12 protein-coding genes are annotated in these 16912 nt (G+C 55.0%); 6 read left to right on the top strand and 6 right to left on the bottom strand.

Annotation, left to right across the window (positions count from 1 at the left end; translation table 11 throughout):
• The 4 genes from V9G17_00340 to V9G17_00325 all read left to right on the top strand — a co-directional run.
• Positions 1-274 (top strand): hypothetical protein (locus V9G17_00340; protein MEI2751021.1); only part of this gene is annotated, 274 nt, incomplete at its 5' end.
• Positions 274-768 (top strand): neuraminidase-like domain-containing protein, encoded by a 495-nt coding sequence (locus V9G17_00335; GenBank protein MEI2751020.1) that lies wholly within the window; start codon positions 274-276, stop codon positions 766-768. The genes V9G17_00340 and V9G17_00335, both read left to right, overlap by 1 nt.
• Positions 769-1177: 409 nt before the next feature.
• Positions 1178-5053 (top strand): hypothetical protein, encoded by a 3876-nt coding sequence (locus V9G17_00330; GenBank protein ID MEI2751019.1) that lies wholly within the window; start codon positions 1178-1180, stop codon positions 5051-5053.
• 82 nt (positions 5054-5135) lie between these two features.
• Positions 5136-6011 carry a hypothetical protein gene (locus V9G17_00325; GenBank protein ID MEI2751018.1) on the top strand — a complete coding sequence of 292 codons (876 nt, stop codon included), beginning with the start codon at positions 5136-5138 and terminating at the stop codon, positions 6009-6011.
• Positions 6012-7951: 1940 nt separating this feature from the next.
• Here the strand turns inward: V9G17_00325 and traT are convergent.
• Positions 7952-8767: a complement resistance protein TraT gene (gene traT, locus V9G17_00320; GenBank protein ID MEI2751017.1), complete on the bottom strand. Its 816-nt coding sequence runs from the start codon at positions 8765-8767 to the stop codon at positions 7952-7954.
• Positions 8768-9995: 1228 nt separating this feature from the next.
• Here traT and V9G17_00315 point away from each other — a divergent pair.
• Together V9G17_00315 and V9G17_00310 are read left to right on the top strand one after the other, a co-directional pair.
• Positions 9996-11489, top strand: a complete 1494-nt coding sequence (locus tag V9G17_00315; protein MEI2751016.1) for a PAS domain S-box protein — start codon at positions 9996-9998, stop codon at positions 11487-11489.
• Positions 11486-12205 carry a response regulator transcription factor gene (locus tag V9G17_00310; protein ID MEI2751015.1) on the top strand — a complete coding sequence of 240 codons (720 nt, stop codon included), beginning with the start codon at positions 11486-11488 and terminating at the stop codon, positions 12203-12205. The genes V9G17_00315 and V9G17_00310 overlap by 4 nt, the downstream gene beginning before the upstream one ends.
• Positions 12206-12528: 323 nt before the next feature.
• Here V9G17_00310 and V9G17_00305 read toward each other — a convergent pair whose 3' ends face one another.
• The 5 genes from V9G17_00305 to V9G17_00285 all read right to left on the bottom strand — a co-directional run bounded on the left by V9G17_00305 (position 12529) and on the right by V9G17_00285 (position 16906).
• Positions 12529-14103: a DUF4942 domain-containing protein gene (locus V9G17_00305; protein MEI2751014.1), complete on the bottom strand. Its 1575-nt coding sequence runs from the start codon at positions 14101-14103 to the stop codon at positions 12529-12531.
• 223 nt (positions 14104-14326) lie between these two features.
• Positions 14327-15382, bottom strand: a complete 1056-nt coding sequence (locus V9G17_00300; GenBank protein ID MEI2751013.1) for a hypothetical protein — start codon at positions 15380-15382, stop codon at positions 14327-14329.
• Between the two features lie 58 nt (positions 15383-15440).
• Positions 15441-16352 carry a hypothetical protein gene (locus V9G17_00295; protein MEI2751012.1) on the bottom strand — a complete coding sequence of 304 codons (912 nt, stop codon included), beginning with the start codon at positions 16350-16352 and terminating at the stop codon, positions 15441-15443.
• A gap of 11 nt (positions 16353-16363) precedes the next feature.
• Entirely contained in the window at positions 16364-16567 is a 204-nt protein-coding gene (locus V9G17_00290; GenBank protein MEI2751011.1) for a hypothetical protein, read from the bottom strand.
• Between the two features lie 21 nt (positions 16568-16588).
• The gene (locus V9G17_00285) at positions 16589-16906 is read right to left on the bottom strand and encodes a hypothetical protein (GenBank protein MEI2751010.1); all 318 of its coding nucleotides are present in this window, start codon (positions 16904-16906) and stop codon (positions 16589-16591) included.
• Positions 16907-16912: the final 6 nt, after the last annotated feature.

Raw genomic sequence — 16912 nt, 5'->3', positions numbered from 1 at the left:
GGGATTGCTGCACGTCGTGCTGTGCAAGCCTCGTACGCTGCCGATCAGTGGCCGGATGCGATCCGGCCGCTGGAGGAAAAACTACGCGAGAAGCGTAGGTGCGCTCGTTGCTTACCTCGTGGTCCGTCCGGATGCTGCCAAGGGTGAAGCATGGTCCGACACAAACGGAATGTATTCGCACCTGCTGATCGATGTGGAAACCCATCCGGTCGTCCGACGTCTCGTCTCAAACAAGCTATCGGATCGGTACAACTGTTTGGGCAGCGCTGCCTGATGAACCTTGAGTTAGATGTGACGGCCGATGAGTCGAAAGACATGGGTTGGCGGCAGTGGGCTTCGAAGAAGCAATACCGAGTGTGCGAAGCTAACCTGAAGATTTTCCTCTACCCGGAGAATTGGGTCGAACCGGAGCTACGTGACGACAAGTCACCGTTCTTCCTTGAACTGGAGAATACACTGCTCCAGTCGGATATCACATCGGAGTCGGCTGAACAGGCTTATGTCACCTACTTGGCTCGGCTTGATGAGGTAGCCCGGCTTGAAATCGGCGGTGTTTTCCACCAACCCGGGGAGGGTGGAGCGCCCGACGAATATCACGCGTTCGCACGCACTCATGCCGACCCGCCCACGTACTTCTATCGCAAATGGGTCGGGCAGGCACGGTGGACACCTTGGCAGCGGCTCGATCTGGATATTCCAGGCGGCAGATATTCTGCCGCTCATATGGAATCGACGGCTCTACCTCTTCTGGCCTATATTCACTCGTAAGACGACGCAGCCTTCCTCGGGTGGCAGCGGGCCTGACGACGTTAAGACCGAACCGTATTTCGAGATCCAACTGGCGTGGAGCGAGTATCGACAAGGCCGCTGGGGGCCGAAGAAGACGACACCGACAGATGTCGCGATTCGATCTGCGATTGTTCCTGCTGGCGATCCGCCCAATGATCGGCGAGAGCAGCACGTCTTCCGCGCTATCACCAACGGACCGGAACTCAAGGTCTGGTATGAATCATCAAGGAGCATATCGCCGCAGATAGATAAATACGGCAATATGGTTCGGCCCGGTGAGGTGGTTATAACTCAGGGATGGTGGTTTAGTGGATGTAACGGTCGGGTCACTATTTTTCAGCCATATAACGTGGGCGTATTTCCCCCACCAAACACGCAGGCATGGGGTATGGGGTTCGAAGAGAAAGGGATAAAGGCTGTGTATGATCCCTTCACGGGTGCGACAAGATTTTCTATCAATCTATCCGACGGCACGCTTCAACTGCCGAAAGGAGTTACTGGTACCGATTCGGCAGTCGTCCTACGACGTACTCCGGGCAACGAATCATTTAGGCTACTCGCCCCCCACCAAGAGCAGTACCTCACAGGCCGTTTGCCCTTCTTTTTCCACGATGACGCTGAAACGCTCTTCGTCGTGCCAAGGGAAGCGTCGGAATGGATTTGGGTCTGGACACGTCCAGAGCGGATCGATCCGAAGCTCATCGATTTGATCGATAACATCTACTACCAGCCAGACCCGGTTCCGGACCCGATCGGTCCAATTGTCGAACGATGGAATCCGGTCCCGGTCATTCGCTATCAGTACGCGACCGCTACTGGAAGCGTGATAACTCCGGTGGCCAATGGTATGGCAGCGCCTATCGTACCTACCCTGGCGACTGGGAAGATGGCGCTGGCTACCAAAGCCCGTAAAACTCAGCTGCAGTCCATCAAGGGCAGCAAAGGACGCGAACTCGTGGCGACTGGGGACCGTAAGACCGTCACCATCAGCGATTACTTGAGCCCAGACCGCATGTTTCTGCCCGGCGTGTTGGGGGGATACTCGGCCACGGTGCGCCGCTACGAATTCCGCACGCACTACCACCCCTACGTTTGCCCCATGATCCGGGATCTGAATTTGGCGGGACTCAATGGATTGCTGAGACGGTCGACGCAGCTTCAGCAGGCTGCCACTTTCGAGTCCCGGTATGGGCCAACGAATCTGGTTGACATGGGCGACTCGGTGAAGAAGGACAAGTATCCAGTTGAGGATGTGGACTTCGATTTTGATGGTGCGTATGCCGGATACAACTGGGAGTTGTTCTTCCATGCCCCGCTGATGATCGCCTGTAAGCTGATGCAGAATCAGCGCTTCGAGGAGGCACAGAAGTGGTTCCACACCATATTCGATCCGACGGACGTGTCGAGTGCCGCCGTTCCCGCGAAATACTGGAGAACAAGACCGTTCTACGAACAGCAGGATTATCTGAAACAGCGTATCGACAAGCTGCTCGAAGCCTTGGCCAAAGGGCTGCCGGATGAAGATCTCTCGCGACAATTGAACGAATGGGTGGCGAATCCATTCAAACCGTTTGCCGTGGCCAGGGTGCGAACCGTCGCGTTCCAGAAGACGGTGGTGATGAAGTACCTCGATAACCTGATTGCCTGGGGCGATCAGCTCTTCAGGCGCGACACCATCGAGTCGATCAATGAGGCCACGCAGCTCTACATCCTCGCGGCAGAAATACTCGGTCCGCGCCCGCCAGTTATTGCTCCGCGCGCCACGCCTGTAACGCATACTTTCAATACCCTAGCTCCCCAGTTGGCAGCACTGACCAACGAACTGACGGATATCGAGGCCGTCCTGACATCGCCTCGTGTGGACGCCGTACTTGCGTCATCGGACTCGCCGCCGATCCCCGTGCCACAGCTGCTGTACTTCTGTGTGCCACCTAACGATAAGTTGCTGAAATACTGGGATGCCGTGGCGGACCGGCTGTTCAAGATTCGCAACAGCCTTAATCTGGCGGGTATTCGTCGAACCCTGCCTCTGTTCGAGCCTCCCATCGATCCCATGCTGCTCGTTAGGGCAGCGGCCGCAGGGGTGGACCTGAGCACGGCCATTGCCGACCTCTTTGCTCCAGCACCGCTGTACCGCTTCCAGATACTAGTTCAGAAAGCTGTGGAGCTCTGTCAGGACGTGAAGGCGCTGGGGTCGGCGCTCCTCGGCGCTTTGGAGCGTCGTGATGCCGAGGAGTTGTCCCGCATCCAGGCAGTGCATGAAGTAGCGCTGCTTAAGCGAGTGAGCGCAATCAAAGAGGATCAGATTAAAGAGGCGAAGGCTCAAGTCACGGCGCTACAAGCTGCACGCGAGCTGGCGGCAGAGCGCTATCGCCACTACATCACCTTGTTGGGGGCGTCCCCGACAGTTCCTGCCGAGGGCACTGCCCCCCCCGATGCCCAGGCGGTTGCCGGCGCGGCCACCTTGGATAAGGATGGCGCCAAAATGATCGCACAAGAGAGTAATGCTCTGAATGAAGAAGGCAGCGCGAAGGATTGGCGCATGGCATCCAGCATTGCTCAGGCGGCAGCAGCAATAGGCAGCATGGTTCCATCCTTCCGAACAGAAGCAGCGCCCTGGGGGGTGGGAATTGGTGCTGCATTTGGAGGTCAAAACCTTGCCGGTGCTGCAAATGCGACGGCGAGTGTTTTTCAAATGTTAGCCGACGCGGCCGTTACCGGTGGTTCGCGCGCGTCTCGCCTCGCCGAGTTCATCATGCGTGCCCACAACTGGAAGCTCGAAGCGAATCTGGCTTCTCGAGAGATCGCACGCATTGACAAGGACATCGCTGCCGCGCGAATTCGCGAAGCGATGTCGACGAAGGAACGCGACAATCACTTGAGGCAGGTCGAGGAGAACGAGCAGGTCGAGGAGTTCCTTCGCACCAAATACACGAACCGGGAGCTCTATGATTGGATGGTCGGACAGATCTCGGCCGTCTATTTCCAGGCATACCAGCTTGCTTATGACACTGGCCGACGAGCCGAAAGAGCGTTCCAGCGCGAGCTAGCTGTGCCTGATACTGACTTCATTCGCTTTGGCTACTGGGACAGCCTGCGCAAAGGATTGCTCGCTGGTGAGCGGTTGTTGCACGATGTGCGTCGTATGGAGGTGGCCTATCTCGATCAGAACGCGCGGGAGTTCGAGATCACCAAGAATGTTTCGCTCGCCAGCCTTCATCCGGAAGGTTTAATTTCCCTCCAGGAGAAAGGCGCTTGTTTCATCGATCTGCCAGAAGCAATTTTCGATCTCGATCACCCCGGCCATTACCTGCGGCGCATCAAGGCGGTCAACATCACCGTTCCCTGTGTCACCGGGCCCTATACGTCGGTACCGTGCAAACTCACCCTGCTTGCCAATCGCATCCGTGTGGATACACGCATCACACCGCAATACGCGCTGACAGGCGCGGAGGATCGACGTTTCGAGTTCGATGCCGGGGGCTTGCGCTCGGTGGTCACCAGTACTGGCCGCGACGACCCGGCCGGCTTTGAGTTCAATTTGCGCGACGAGCGTTATCTTCCGTTCGAGGGAGCTGGTGTCATCAGTTCCTGGCGACTGGAATTGCCGTCTGAATTTCGGCCATTCGACTACCGTACGATCTCCGACGTTGTCATCCACATCCGATACACCGCACGTGAGGGTGGGGAGATATTGCGTGATGCAGCAACCAAGAAGCTAGCCGATGCGCTTAAGGCCATGGAAGTCGAACGCGGTCGGACGGGACTTTTCCGAGCGTATAGCGGGCGTTACGAATTTCCTGACGCGTGGCAGGCATTCGCCTATATGCTGGACGGTCAGGCCGGCAACAACGTGCTCACTTTGCCAATAACTGCGGACCGCTTCCCCGCCTTCTCAAACAGAGGCTCGGTCAAGGTCACGCGGATACTGGTCGCGCTCGTCGCGGCGCCCGACATTACCTACGATGACAATGACCGGGGCACCGTGACTTTGACGCCGCCTTCGGGAGCGGCGCAGCCGCTGACGCTCAAGGCGCAACCCAATCGTGTCGGCGGCCTTCCATTTGACGAGGTTACCTTACCGGCGCCTGTGCTTGTGGCGGCGCCTAAACCAGGCGATCCGGCCCCAGTTCCCTGGAAACTCGAGGTGACACACATCTCCGCTAATTTGGCCCGCACCGTGAACGTGAACGGCACAGATGTCAGCCGAATCGACCCAGTGAAGGTGAGCGATGTTGTCATGCTATGCGCATACACGATCTAAGCAGGTCGCGTCGGATCATCTCCGGGTTCGTTTCGGGGCCATAACGCGCGAGTTCGGTGTCGTAGACCCCCTGCAAGGAGAAGTGGGTGATCTTTTCGATCAGACGTTTGCGCGCGCTACTTCTGACGCGCAGTACCGATCGAATCGACTTCAGCCTGGCGCACTGCCCATAGAATGGTCGTTTTCCGAGACCGAGCTAGATGCTCTGCGATTCGAATTTCAACCATTCGATCCCACGCTGGCAGGCGAAGAGCGCCGCCGGCGTACAGTAGGAGTGCTGGCGCGGATCGTAGAGGGCTATCACGGCAGGGATCTGGCTGAACGATTCAAGTTAGCCGTGCAGAGCGTATCTGCAGAGGAGCCGAAGCTGAACTTCGGTGCGTTTGTGGGTTTGGTGCAGCGTCCAAGTTGCAAACACGAGTTCAAGATCTACGTCGAATGCGATCCTAAAGCTCCCATGTTGTCGAGCAGCGAGTTGTCGAATATTGCCGACGCCGCGCCGCACTTTGTCTCAGTCTCAATCGGTGCAAGCGCCGTATCTCAACGGATCTACTACATCTGTCGCGACGGTTTGCGCGCAATGGATCTCGAAGCAGTCTGTGCCGCGCTTGGAATGTCGCATCGGTTCCCAGCGCTGCTCATGACCATGCTTGAGTTGACTGAAGGTCACTTTTATCTTCCGCCGAACTCTGTCCTGCTCGGGATCCGCCGCCATCGGAAAGAATCTGAGCTAAAGGTGGAGCTGGTTTGTGGCACGGCAATGAGCCCAGATGGGCTAATTGACCGCATACGCCGGTTGTTGCAACCAGTGTCCCTCGTCGCCTTTCGACGCTGGGTTTCAATGTTGTGTCCTGAGAAGGTCGGCACATTACCGGTGCATGTGGTCAGTGTCAAAACTTCAGCATTGCAACCACCGCGCTTGAGTGTCTATGCCGCGGAGCCGTGGAGCGAGTGGTGAAGGAGCTTCTGGGCAGCGAGTATTGGGTAGCGGATGTCCGACGCGCGGCGGCAATCTTATATGACGCAGGGGCAGCCGCGGTGTGGCTGTTCGGGTCTAGAGCCGGCGCGCGAGCAGCGGACCGCTTGAGCGACTTCGACTTGGCGGTGGAAGGCTTGCCAAATGGAGTTGGCGTCATTCCCCAAGCATCGCGTGAGTTACGCGGAAAGGTGGATATTGTACGTGTGGAATCGGCGACCCCAGCCTTGCGTTGGGGAATTGCCCAACGCCGAGTCCTTGTGCCCCGCGTTGTCTATTCCGAGGTTGAATCGCGTAGCCGGCCACCGCTGCCGGATTCACTTGCTGGGATGCGGATTCAAACTGTCGCACAACTGATTCGAGATGTCGGTCCTCGGTCAATTATCGACTTTGGGTGCGGGCATGGTTGGCTCCTCGCCGAGTTGGCCGTGGATACGGAAATCGAACAACTAACCGGAGTAGATTTCGACGATAAATGCATTGCAGGAGCGAGATGGCGAATAGGTAGAGCAGTGGGACCACGTGGAACGCACAAGATGAAATTGCTGGAGGGATTGTTCACTCATCGCGATCCAGATTTCTTGGGCCATGACGTCGTGGCGGCTATCGAGGTTGTGGAACATTTGGAGCCACGGCAGTTAGATGCATTTGTCGGTGTCGCGTTTGATTATGTTCAACCAAGAAGAGTAGTCGTCACAACGCCAAACGCTGAGTACAACGCCGTTTGGTATACGCGGAGAACACACGGTCGACGACATCCTGACCATCGGTTTGAGTGGTCTCGCAATGAATTTGGTGAATGGTCACAGAAGATTGGTACGGCCCATGGGTATGGAGTTCATGTTATTCCGCTGGGCAGCATACACCCCGTATGGGGTCCGCCTACGCAGATTGCGGTATTTGATCGGGCTAGATGAGCAAGTGATCGAGTGCAAAATGATGATGTGTCCCTGTCCCCCCATCGGACTCGATCTTTCGAAGTATGGACTTGGGCTGATAGGAATCAACGGAATGGAAACCGGGTTTAAGGCAGTGGGTAAGCCTCCCATGCCGAACATAGACCCGGAGGAGAATCCTCTGCCAGAACGTACGCAAACACTGAGAATGGAGAAATCAAATGTCGGTCACTATGTCTGGCCTACCTCCGGTGTCATTTACACACCTAACTCGATGCCTTTGAAATCGACAGCAGGCCACGCCATTACAGATGATGTTCTTGGTAAGCGTAGCCGGTTCTACGAATTTCAGGAAATGTATATAACCGGTTTGTATACACACTGGGAGCCCAAGACCCGACGGCGATTGTGGTTATTGGGATCACTGGCCTTTGTTAGTTGGTTCGGTTCTTGAAATTTGATCGAAAGCCCACGATTGACGCTGGCGACCTTGATGCTGCATCTATGATTCAGGGTGGGCGACATAACCTATCCTTTAATCGCGCATGATACCTGGCTGCTCTTGCAAGTGGTAGCGGCGTGCGCAGAGACATTGGGGAGGTTCAGAAATTCTCGTCGTGGGGTGGCACGTCTGTGTTGATATGTCGGTTCAATGGGGAGCATGATGTTCCTTAAAAGTCCGACCTCCGACACGGCAAGGGATGTTAGTGACGGCTGGGTGAGGTAGGGTGTGGAGCCTACCAAACAGGCGAACAAAGCGATCACGACCTGGGTTGCGCAAGGGGCTGCAATAGTTAAGTATTAACAGTAGGTGTTCTCTCTGCAGCAAGATTCGCCAAATGCCACCTGATTTCAACCGAGTCGAACTGAGACCGAGAAACATTCAAACTCATCTCCTGGAGCGGGGTGTCACTCCGCGGACACGGGTTTCGGCGGAGGTCTCCACGAGGATTTCAAAATCGCAGCGCTTGGATATGACTGTGATGAACTCCAGATCTGAGCAATGCTTGTCTGCACCGTGTGGCATTAGAAGAGGCCTGCCAGTGAATCCTCAAGTTTGTCACTGAGTATCTTGCTGGCTTCCGGAACGGACAGCCACATCTTTTGGTCAGACGCCACGATTCTCGCTTGGTGGAAGCGGCGAGTGCCTTTTCGGATTTCGCTGATCTGTTGGGTGACCTGTCCAGCTTGAGGCGGGGAGACACTTTGTTGATTCAGAAAGCCAAAAGCTCCAGGTTGTGACTGTGGTGTGCCTGGCCCTGGCATACTATTGGTCGTGACAGATTGTTGAATTTCTTCCTTGGTGCGCTCCTGTACCATCGCGTCGACCACGCAGGCGACGATAGAGTCCTCTGAGAATTTGCTCGCGGCAAATCCCCCAACCGCTCCTACCGCTCCGAGAATTGGAATCTGGCTAAGCGACGCCCCGCTGAGTGCTGCGGCCGAGCCAGCTGCGACTCCGATGGCCCCACCGAACCCGCCGGCGATCAAGGCATCGACGGTTTGCCCGGGCTTTAATTTATTGCAGAGTACTACCTGGCTCTGGAGGATGTACTGAGCTTTGTCGGGATTATCAACGATTGCATATCCCTTTGCTTTGATCTTGTTCGGGAGTTCAGCAAAGTTGATATTGGGGTTGTCGCTGGTGTTGCGATTCTGGAGATAGATTGTCTTCTCTTCCGACGGGGTTAGAAAGATGGCGTTACTGCTTGTGAGATTCACCTCATGACTTAGCGTCATGTGGCCAGCACACCCAACGATCGATCCTGTGGCGATAACGACACTAAGGCTGGCGAGAATTCTGCCGACTGAACAGTGGGTGCGACGGTTAATACGTGACATGCCTTCCTCCTGGGTATGTGAACGAGTGTGAACCGCTTCTGCTATGTATTACTGGATGGCAGTGGATGGTCCTTGGCGATACCCGTTTGCGTCGTCGTCACAGAGTGGATGAGACCGAACTAGTTGCCATGTGCCAATTTGAAACAATCAGACCGAAAGGAGTGTGTGTATGGAAAAAACCATGCGCAGGAAAGCTGGGTATTGAGTCACAGAGCGTGTTTTTGTCATACTGCCGCCTGTGCTTGGGACGAGTAGTCGTAATACGTGTAATGTGCATAGAGTTGGCGTGACGTCCACGAGCGATTCTCTGACGGCAGAGTGAATCGGAGAGCGGCCTACTGAGTTGTGAGTTGGTGAGAGGGAGTTGGAGGGTAGTATGTCGTTGAGCGTCAAAGGCCAAGAATCGACGTTTGATCTCCGAGAGCTCTCCCTCGGTGATGCGTGTCGTTTAGGCTCGTGGGTACGAGATTTAGAGACAGTTGGAAAATCTTCCGAGGAGGTCTGTCAACTCATTGCGATGTCTCTGGCCCGGTCTTTCTGTTCCCAGGAGAGTCGTCAGTCTCAATTGTCTCTCGTCGAGGTCTTTCACACTCGTAATCTTGGTGATCTCCCAGCGCGCTACCAAGACCGATGGGTGTCTTCGGTTGATGGGGACCACGCCCCCGCTCAAACGCGAGTCCTTGCATTGATGGGCGTGGCCGGAGATTCTGCGGAGTGGACGATCGACAGACCTCCGTTCGGACTACATTGTGTCCCCATTCAAGCGGAGTTCAGTTCCCAGGAAACTGCGTGGTACACGCAATCGTGGGAGGATTTGGGGCTGAGCAGTCCGGTGAATAATTTTGAGAAGAGTCTTACTGTCGCTAATTCACACAATCAATTGTTTGGAATCCTGGTGCATGAGATCCCACGCTCTTATAACCTCGCCGAAAGCAGAGCAGACTTTCTGCGGAGGCATGGAGTGAAACAGGTTATTTGCCTGGGTGGGCTGCTGCCTTCTGGAGGGAGCTACTGTGTCTTCCTCTACTCGAGGGTGACAGTCGATTCTAGGATCAGATCGTTGTTGCAAGTGTTATCAGGCAATATTTGTCTGGCGTGTTCTACTGGGGACGAGCAGTATTGGAGTGCTAAGGCTAAGAGTGGTGAAGGGAAGCCGTACTCCAGAGAGGTTGGATTCGCATTTGCTGAAGAGATTTATCGCCGGCTCTTGAAGCTGAATGAGTCGCTCGTGGTCGATCAGGAGAAGAAGTATTTCGAGGATGTCCAAGAGTTACACCAGACTGACCTCAAGATGCGACGGATTGCGGATGCTGTGCCCGGTGCGGTGTATCAATATGTTATTACGCGGGATGGATGTCAGCGGTTTAGCTATATCAGTCGTGGAGCCATGGATATGGTGGGGTATCCATCAGACGTCATTGTGTCAGATTATAGTGCGGTCTGGAAATTGGTCCTACCAGAAGATATGCCGGGGATCATGGCATCCATTGAAAACGCAATCCGCAGTGGATCGCGGTGGGCGCATGAGTTTAGGTTGCGACTCCCCGATGGTCGCGTGAAATGGTTGCGTGGGGATTCTCTGCCTGAGAGGCCTACGGTAGACGGAACAGTACTGTTTCACGGTTTGTTAACCGATGTGACTGAGCGACGGTTGGCTGAAGCCAAGCTGCGGTTTACGCAGTTTGCGACGGACCATGCGGCTGATGCCATTCTTTGGGCTGGGCCTGATCGTCGCATCATGTATGTGAATGTACGGGCAACCGAGTTGTTGGGCTATTCACGCGAAGAACTCTTGAATTTGTCGATGCCGGATATTGCTCCTTTACAGAGCCGAATCGACATTCTTAACGATCTGACGCGGCTGAAACAGGGCGAAGTAGTTCAGTATGCGACTACATTCCGAAGAAAGTCTGGAGCGGTCTTTCCCATCGAAGTGTCGATGCGCTACTTGGAGCATGATGGGGAAGGGTATGTGTGTGCCATCGTGCGAGACGTGTCAGAGCGAAAGCGTGCCGAAAGTGTTATTCAGGAGGGAGCTGAGGCCCTGCGTCGCAGCCAAGAAGCGTTGAGGGCCCTCCATTCACAGTTGCTGACCGCGCAAGAGGACGAACGACGCAGGGTTGCCAGGGAGTTGCATGATGATCTGGGATCGCGATTGGGAAGTGTGATTTTGAGGGCCGAAGGGAAATTGGTGTTGTTGGAGAACAAGAGCCCTGAGGCGGCGGTCATCAAAAATGTCACTGACGAGCTACGGGGAATCAGTGATCGGGTGCGAACGATTGCGCACGAGTTGCACCCCTCGATCTTGGATAATCTTGGGCTCTCGGTGGCGCTCAAGAAAATGTTGAAGGAGTATGGCAGTTGGTCGGGGATGAAGATCGTCAGTAATATATCGATGGAGTTTACTGAGGCCTTGGATCGGGAGGTCGCGACCTGTCTTTATCGGATTGCTCAGGAAGCCTTGATGAACGTGAAGAAACACGCTGGTGCGCAACAGGTCATGGTATCCTTGGCTCGAGAAGAGGGTTGGGTGCAACTGAGTGTGAAAGATGATGGAATGGGGTTCAGTCCAGAGACAGAATCGCGTCGAACCAAGGGACTAGGGATTGTCGCGATGGAAGAGCGCATCCACATGGTGGCAGGGGAATTGGCGGTTCAGTCAGGGAAAGGGCGAGGAGCTGTCGTAGTGGCTCGGGCACCTTATAGGGAGCGTGAAGCATGACGACCAGTGTGAATTCTCCGATCAACTCTCCGGTAAAAACGATTAGCGTGGTCTTTGCTGACGACCATGCGTTGGTCGCGGATGGGATGACTACCATCTTACATGGAGTTAACCATAAGCAGCGTGACTATGAATTCGCCGTGGTGGGCCAAGCCTCTTCAGGCCGTGGATTGCTCGAACTCGTGAAGCGGGTTCCTGCGGATTTGGCATTTGTCGATATCTCGATGCCGGATATGTCTGGCCTTGATGCAGTGCCGAAGGTTCGAGAAATCAGGCCTGACATTAAGATCATCGTCGTGACCATGCACAAAGAACCTGAATACATGACTCGAGCGTTATCTGTGGGGGCGAATGGGTATCTGATGAAGAGTTGCAGTGCTCAGGAGTTCTGCCATGCGATCGATGAAGTGATGAGAGGCAACGCGTATGTGACGAGCCTGCTTGGTAGTCGTCCGACAGGGGCTCTGCCTGGTTCTGATGACGAAGAGGATCAACTCGCCTCCTTGGGGATGTCGCAGCGGCAGCGTGAAGTCGTGACGTTGCTGGCGTCAGGCAAGACGATCAAAGAGACTGCGTTTCAATTGGGTCTGAGTCGAAAGACCGTTGAACACCACAAGGCAATGTTCAGGGAAAAATTTGGCATTGAGACAGATGCCGACCTAACCAAGTTCGCGATCAAGCATGGTCTGACCGGGACCGATTGGATTCAGAAGTAACTACCCGGCTTTGCTTTCGGGCTTGGGTGGTGGCGCTTCGCAGTCGATGATGAGGTGCTGGCCGAAGCTCTCACCCGGGGTGAGGTCCCATCCCTGGATTACGGGTGTAAACCTCTCTATTGTCCTCTCCGTTGTTCTTTCCTCCCGTTCATTTGCTCTGTCTGTGACTTCGACGATCGGTTCGAGATCGACGCGTGTCTTTGTTGTGGTGCCCTTGATTGCCCAGCGCTTGTTGTGCTGTTCAAGAATGGTGTTATTGACGAGACCGCTGGCAACATATCCAAGGCCGATCGGCCTTTAGGCTTGGAGTCTGGGGCTACTCTCTAGGCGCAAATCTGGCATGTTGGTACGGGCGATGGCCAGCTGTGGGGGTCGTTACTGTCTGGATGAGAATATGAAGCTTGGGAGTCCTGATCTCTATGGCAAGTGGTCCCAATCCACTGACGTCCTGCGGCTGCGGTCGTGTTGAAGGTGGCCAGCAGGTCCTCTCGTTTCCATTTGAGATGCACGGTTCCCTTTTTGAAATAGCGTATACGAAAAAAGGTACTCTCACAGGGGTGGGGGTGCACCCCATGATTGTGAAATGAGCGTTCCAGCGCGTCTCGCACCGTGACAATCTCTTCGAATGATTGTCCATCTAGCACGGCGAGGACGCGATCCAGATCGGAGTAAATCTCGCCGGCGTCACGGGCAGACCAGAGATCGAATCGTCCGATCCAAAATCGACAGCCGTATGGAAACACAAGCCGGCAATTGACCTTGTACGAGTCGTTGCTCTTCCAGCCCGCCTTGCCGTCCCCGCTCCCGATGTCTCCGGTGGTGTTGCCCTTGTAGTGTCGTGTGAGCGCGAGGAACACATTCCATACCGATTTCTCAAACAAGCGTTTGCGCTGTTGGAATATATTGGAGAGGGTGCCTTTGATGTTCTGTGTGGTAAAGGGCACGGTGCTATCGCGTTCAAGGTCTTGTAAGAGTTCTTCTGTCTGTTTCGTATCTAGCCACTTCCGGAAGTCCATTTGTTCAAAGACGTGCATCCAGGCGCTTCGGCGAAGGGCCCGTGCGAATTCGGCGCGCGCGGCGGTGGTGTTGGTTTGGGCCAAGCCAAGGATCTTTTTAAGATCGGACTCGTCTCGCGTCGATCGGCTCGGGCGAAGCTCCGTGCCGAGTGCGCCCATAAAGAGACTGGCTTTGCGGATGTGGGCGAAGGCCTTAAACATCTCTTCTAGGGATTGTGTGTAGTAGTGCTGCATATTTCCAAGGGTATCGCGAAGCGCGGGGATCGCTTCAGGTGTGCCGATGTCATCGTTAACAGATTGTTCGCGGTCGGCCGAATGCCAAAGATGGATGCGATCATCTTCCGTAGTCTTCTTAAGGTAGACGAGGGCGACCTGAGTATCGGTGGGCCGTTCCGCCGTGAGGAAGCAGGGGCCAAGAGGTTCGACCGAGCCATGTGCAGCAATAATCGCGGCCAGCCGTTGACGGTCTTCCGTGTAAGGATTATCGATGGTCTCTTGATTCAGGAGGCAGACGATTTCGCCGTTGTGCAGAAAATCCCAAGCGCGGAGAAGATGGAGGGCACCTTTGCTGAAGGGAGGATTCATCACAATGGCGTCGTAATAGGAGACGCCGTCGTAGGTCAACCAATCGTATCCGACGACGGTTAGCTCCTCATGGGCTTGGAGGATCTTCAAGAGATCTGGGTGGAGTTCGATCACGTCGACGCGATGGCGTGAACCGTGATCGTAGGGAGACCGAGTCCGACCGAATCCCAATATGGCTTTAGCGAGATCGCCTTTGCCGGCACTCGGCTCAAGAAAATGGACAGCATTGCGATCAATTTTCTGAAGCATTTTCGCTGCGACGGCCCCGGGCGTGGGGTAGAAATCTTCGCTGAACATACCGCTCCTTTTCGACAGACGCAGGCAACTGTGACTTGAATAGGTTGACGCTGTTGGGGATTCCGGAGTGCGGCCCTATCTAGGGCTTCATCGACACAGTGTCTACCAGGTAGGTCACGCCGTGGTCATTCAGCTCCTGTGGTCCTAGTAGTGGGTGTCATACCGTGAGTGTGACGGGGTGTCCGAGGTCACGGACGAGGCCATGGAATGTGACGCGGCTGCGCTAGCACGCTGGTGCATGGTGGAGGCCCGTTTTTGCCAAATCGAGCAGCGACACTCGCTGCGGATGCTTCAGCCAAAGCTTGTGAAGATCCTTTACGCTGGCGTTGTGATGGAGTAGCACTTCCATAACGTGATAGCCCATGTGAGTCAGCAGCGAGACCAGTTCTTTCTGGACGTGTGGCCCCTTCTTTCGTGAGCTGTTCTGAAGCGCATTTCCCACGGCGATACAGCTTGCGTCGTTATCTAACGCGACATAGATGATTCGTGAGGGGAGCCGTTTGAGATATTCCTGGAGGCGCTCAACCGTATTCAGCCCATTCAGGGCACAGAGGGTAAACGAGGGTCCGAAGAGCTCATCGCCTGCAAGGCAATCCACGATGCTTTCCGTGATCAGAATTGGCGCGTTCCCGCGTTTAAGGATCCAGGGGCCCTTGAGGCCGCGGGCGACCCGCATCAGGGCGGGTGGGGCCTCGCCCAAGGCTCGTGCCATCAGCCCTTGCATGAAATGGATGTTGGGTGTGGGAAGCGGGAAGGCTACGTATGGGATGCCGTCGTCGCCTAGCCGCATCCATACAGCGCCAAGATGCTGGTTGTAGGGGAGCGCCAATTTATGGAAATACGACCGGAGCTCTTCCTCACGTTCCGGGGTCATGTTGGCTTGGGCGGCATAGTAGAGCTTCTTGGCGTGAGCAATACGCTCTTTGTCGGTTGGGGGGGCCGTGGAGGGGTTGCTCGGGGCCACCATACTCCTGACGGTGTTGTGCAGAATCCGGTGCAGGGCTTCTGCGAACGGCACATGGTCGAGGAGTTGGACGAGGTCGATGAGGTCTCCGTGCTGTTTGCACCCCTCATGTTCGTTGCGCCCGAAGTCATACCACACCCAGGTGCCATCCGGTCGCTGCGAGACAGAGAACGAAGGATTTCTATCTTCACGATAAGGGGCGTGAAAATCTGCATGGTGCGGCCTTCTCGACACCGGTTTGTGGCCCCGAGCGATGAGAAACTCAATGAGGTTGATACTGCGGGCGTGGGCGATGGCGTCTGGAGAAATGGACATGTGCGTTATCAGTACCGAGAAAGAGGGTGTGTCGTGGTGAGGGGTCTAGTTCGTAAGGTTATGCCGCTTCGTCGAAGCTGTAGAGGCGTATCGGCTTCTTGATGAGGAGGGAGTCCAGTTGGGCCTTAATCGTACCCATCCCGTTTTGCACGACGTTAGCGATCGATTGATCACTGCGGAGCAATTGCGAGTCTACTCCACTCAGCACGTTTTTGGCCGTTGTGACGAGTTGAGCGAGCTCGATATCATTACCCAAATTGCGCGCGTCGAAGGTGTTCAGGAATTCCAGGAGATTGGTGAGCGTGCTGCTCTTGAAGGTCTTGGACTTGCCAGATTCACTCGGACTTAACCGATCGACCAGGTGGTTAACGAGCGAGCGCATGGCTTCTCGGAGGTAGGTATTTACGTCTTCGAGCATATTGTTCACCTTTTCCATTGACCGGCGTTCTTCTCGTTTAAGCATCGTGGCACTGATAGTCTCTAGGGTGCCGGGAAGATCAAACGTAATATAGGAGTAGGTGAGTCCGAACGCCGCCCGCACAGTGTCTGGATCGGGGTAATCTCTGGTGCGATAGGCCGCCTTGAGGCGAGACTCCTCTTCCACAATACGTTTATCGTATTGTGCGAGAAAGACATCAACGAGCTGTCGTAGCTCGTCTTCTGCGTTTGCAATAATGGCGTCGACCTCTGAGGCGAGCGAGACAGGAATGAGGTACATGCCTGAACGAAGGCCGGCCGGCAGAGTCAACTTCTCCAATTTGGTGCGGACGCGTGAGTACAGTCTCGTAATGGCCAGGTATTCCGGACAGGACAGAATAGATTTAGTCACACGGACACGACTGGGTTCCGTATCAATGGAGAGCACCGAGGCGCTGTCCATCCGTCGGTGAATGCCGAGTTTGCGATACGTGAGCATGAGGCAGAATGCGTTGGACCACAGTGAACTAAATGCCGATTGAGCATTGAGCATGATGACCTCGCTTAGTGGTGAAGATGTTCGTCGGCCTGATGATGGTGGTGAGTGTGTGTTGAGCGCCGACTGCTTTGGAGTGAGCCGCCTGAGAGTGTGATGATCTGTTGTATAACGTCTTCTGCAGTGGCGTGGTTGGCTAGGCTGATCTCGTCGGTAATCAGTTTGATGGTTCCATCTGGTTCAATCTTGATGCGTATGCTGTCGGTCTGCATGGAAAGGTCACTCCAGCCGGGTTAGGAGAAACGAGTGAGCAGTAATTCTTGTTCTGCCCCCTCAACGCGTTCTAACGTCCACCCGAATTGTTCAGCGGCCGTCTGAATGATGGTTTGTGCATAGGCTTGCTTGAGCTCCAGAATCAGGGCTTCGTGTCGCTGGTCCAGCGTGGCTCTTCCTTTCGAAATGGAGACTTGCTGATTTTGTGGAGTGGTGAATACCAGGACGTCGTCGTTGAGGGTGTGTTCCCACCCGAGAGAAGATCCTGCGGAGATGAGGAGGGGGACATCGGCCATATTCAACTCCACCGAGACTCTTTGTTCGAGATAGCAGGGCATGGCGTG

Source organism: Nitrospira sp. (assembly GCA_037045225.1).
In the GTDB taxonomy this organism is placed as follows: Bacteria; Nitrospirota; Nitrospiria; order Nitrospirales; family Nitrospiraceae; genus Nitrospira_A.
The sequence above is the reverse complement of the archived record's forward strand: the minus strand, read 5'-3'. Positions and strand labels throughout refer to the sequence as shown.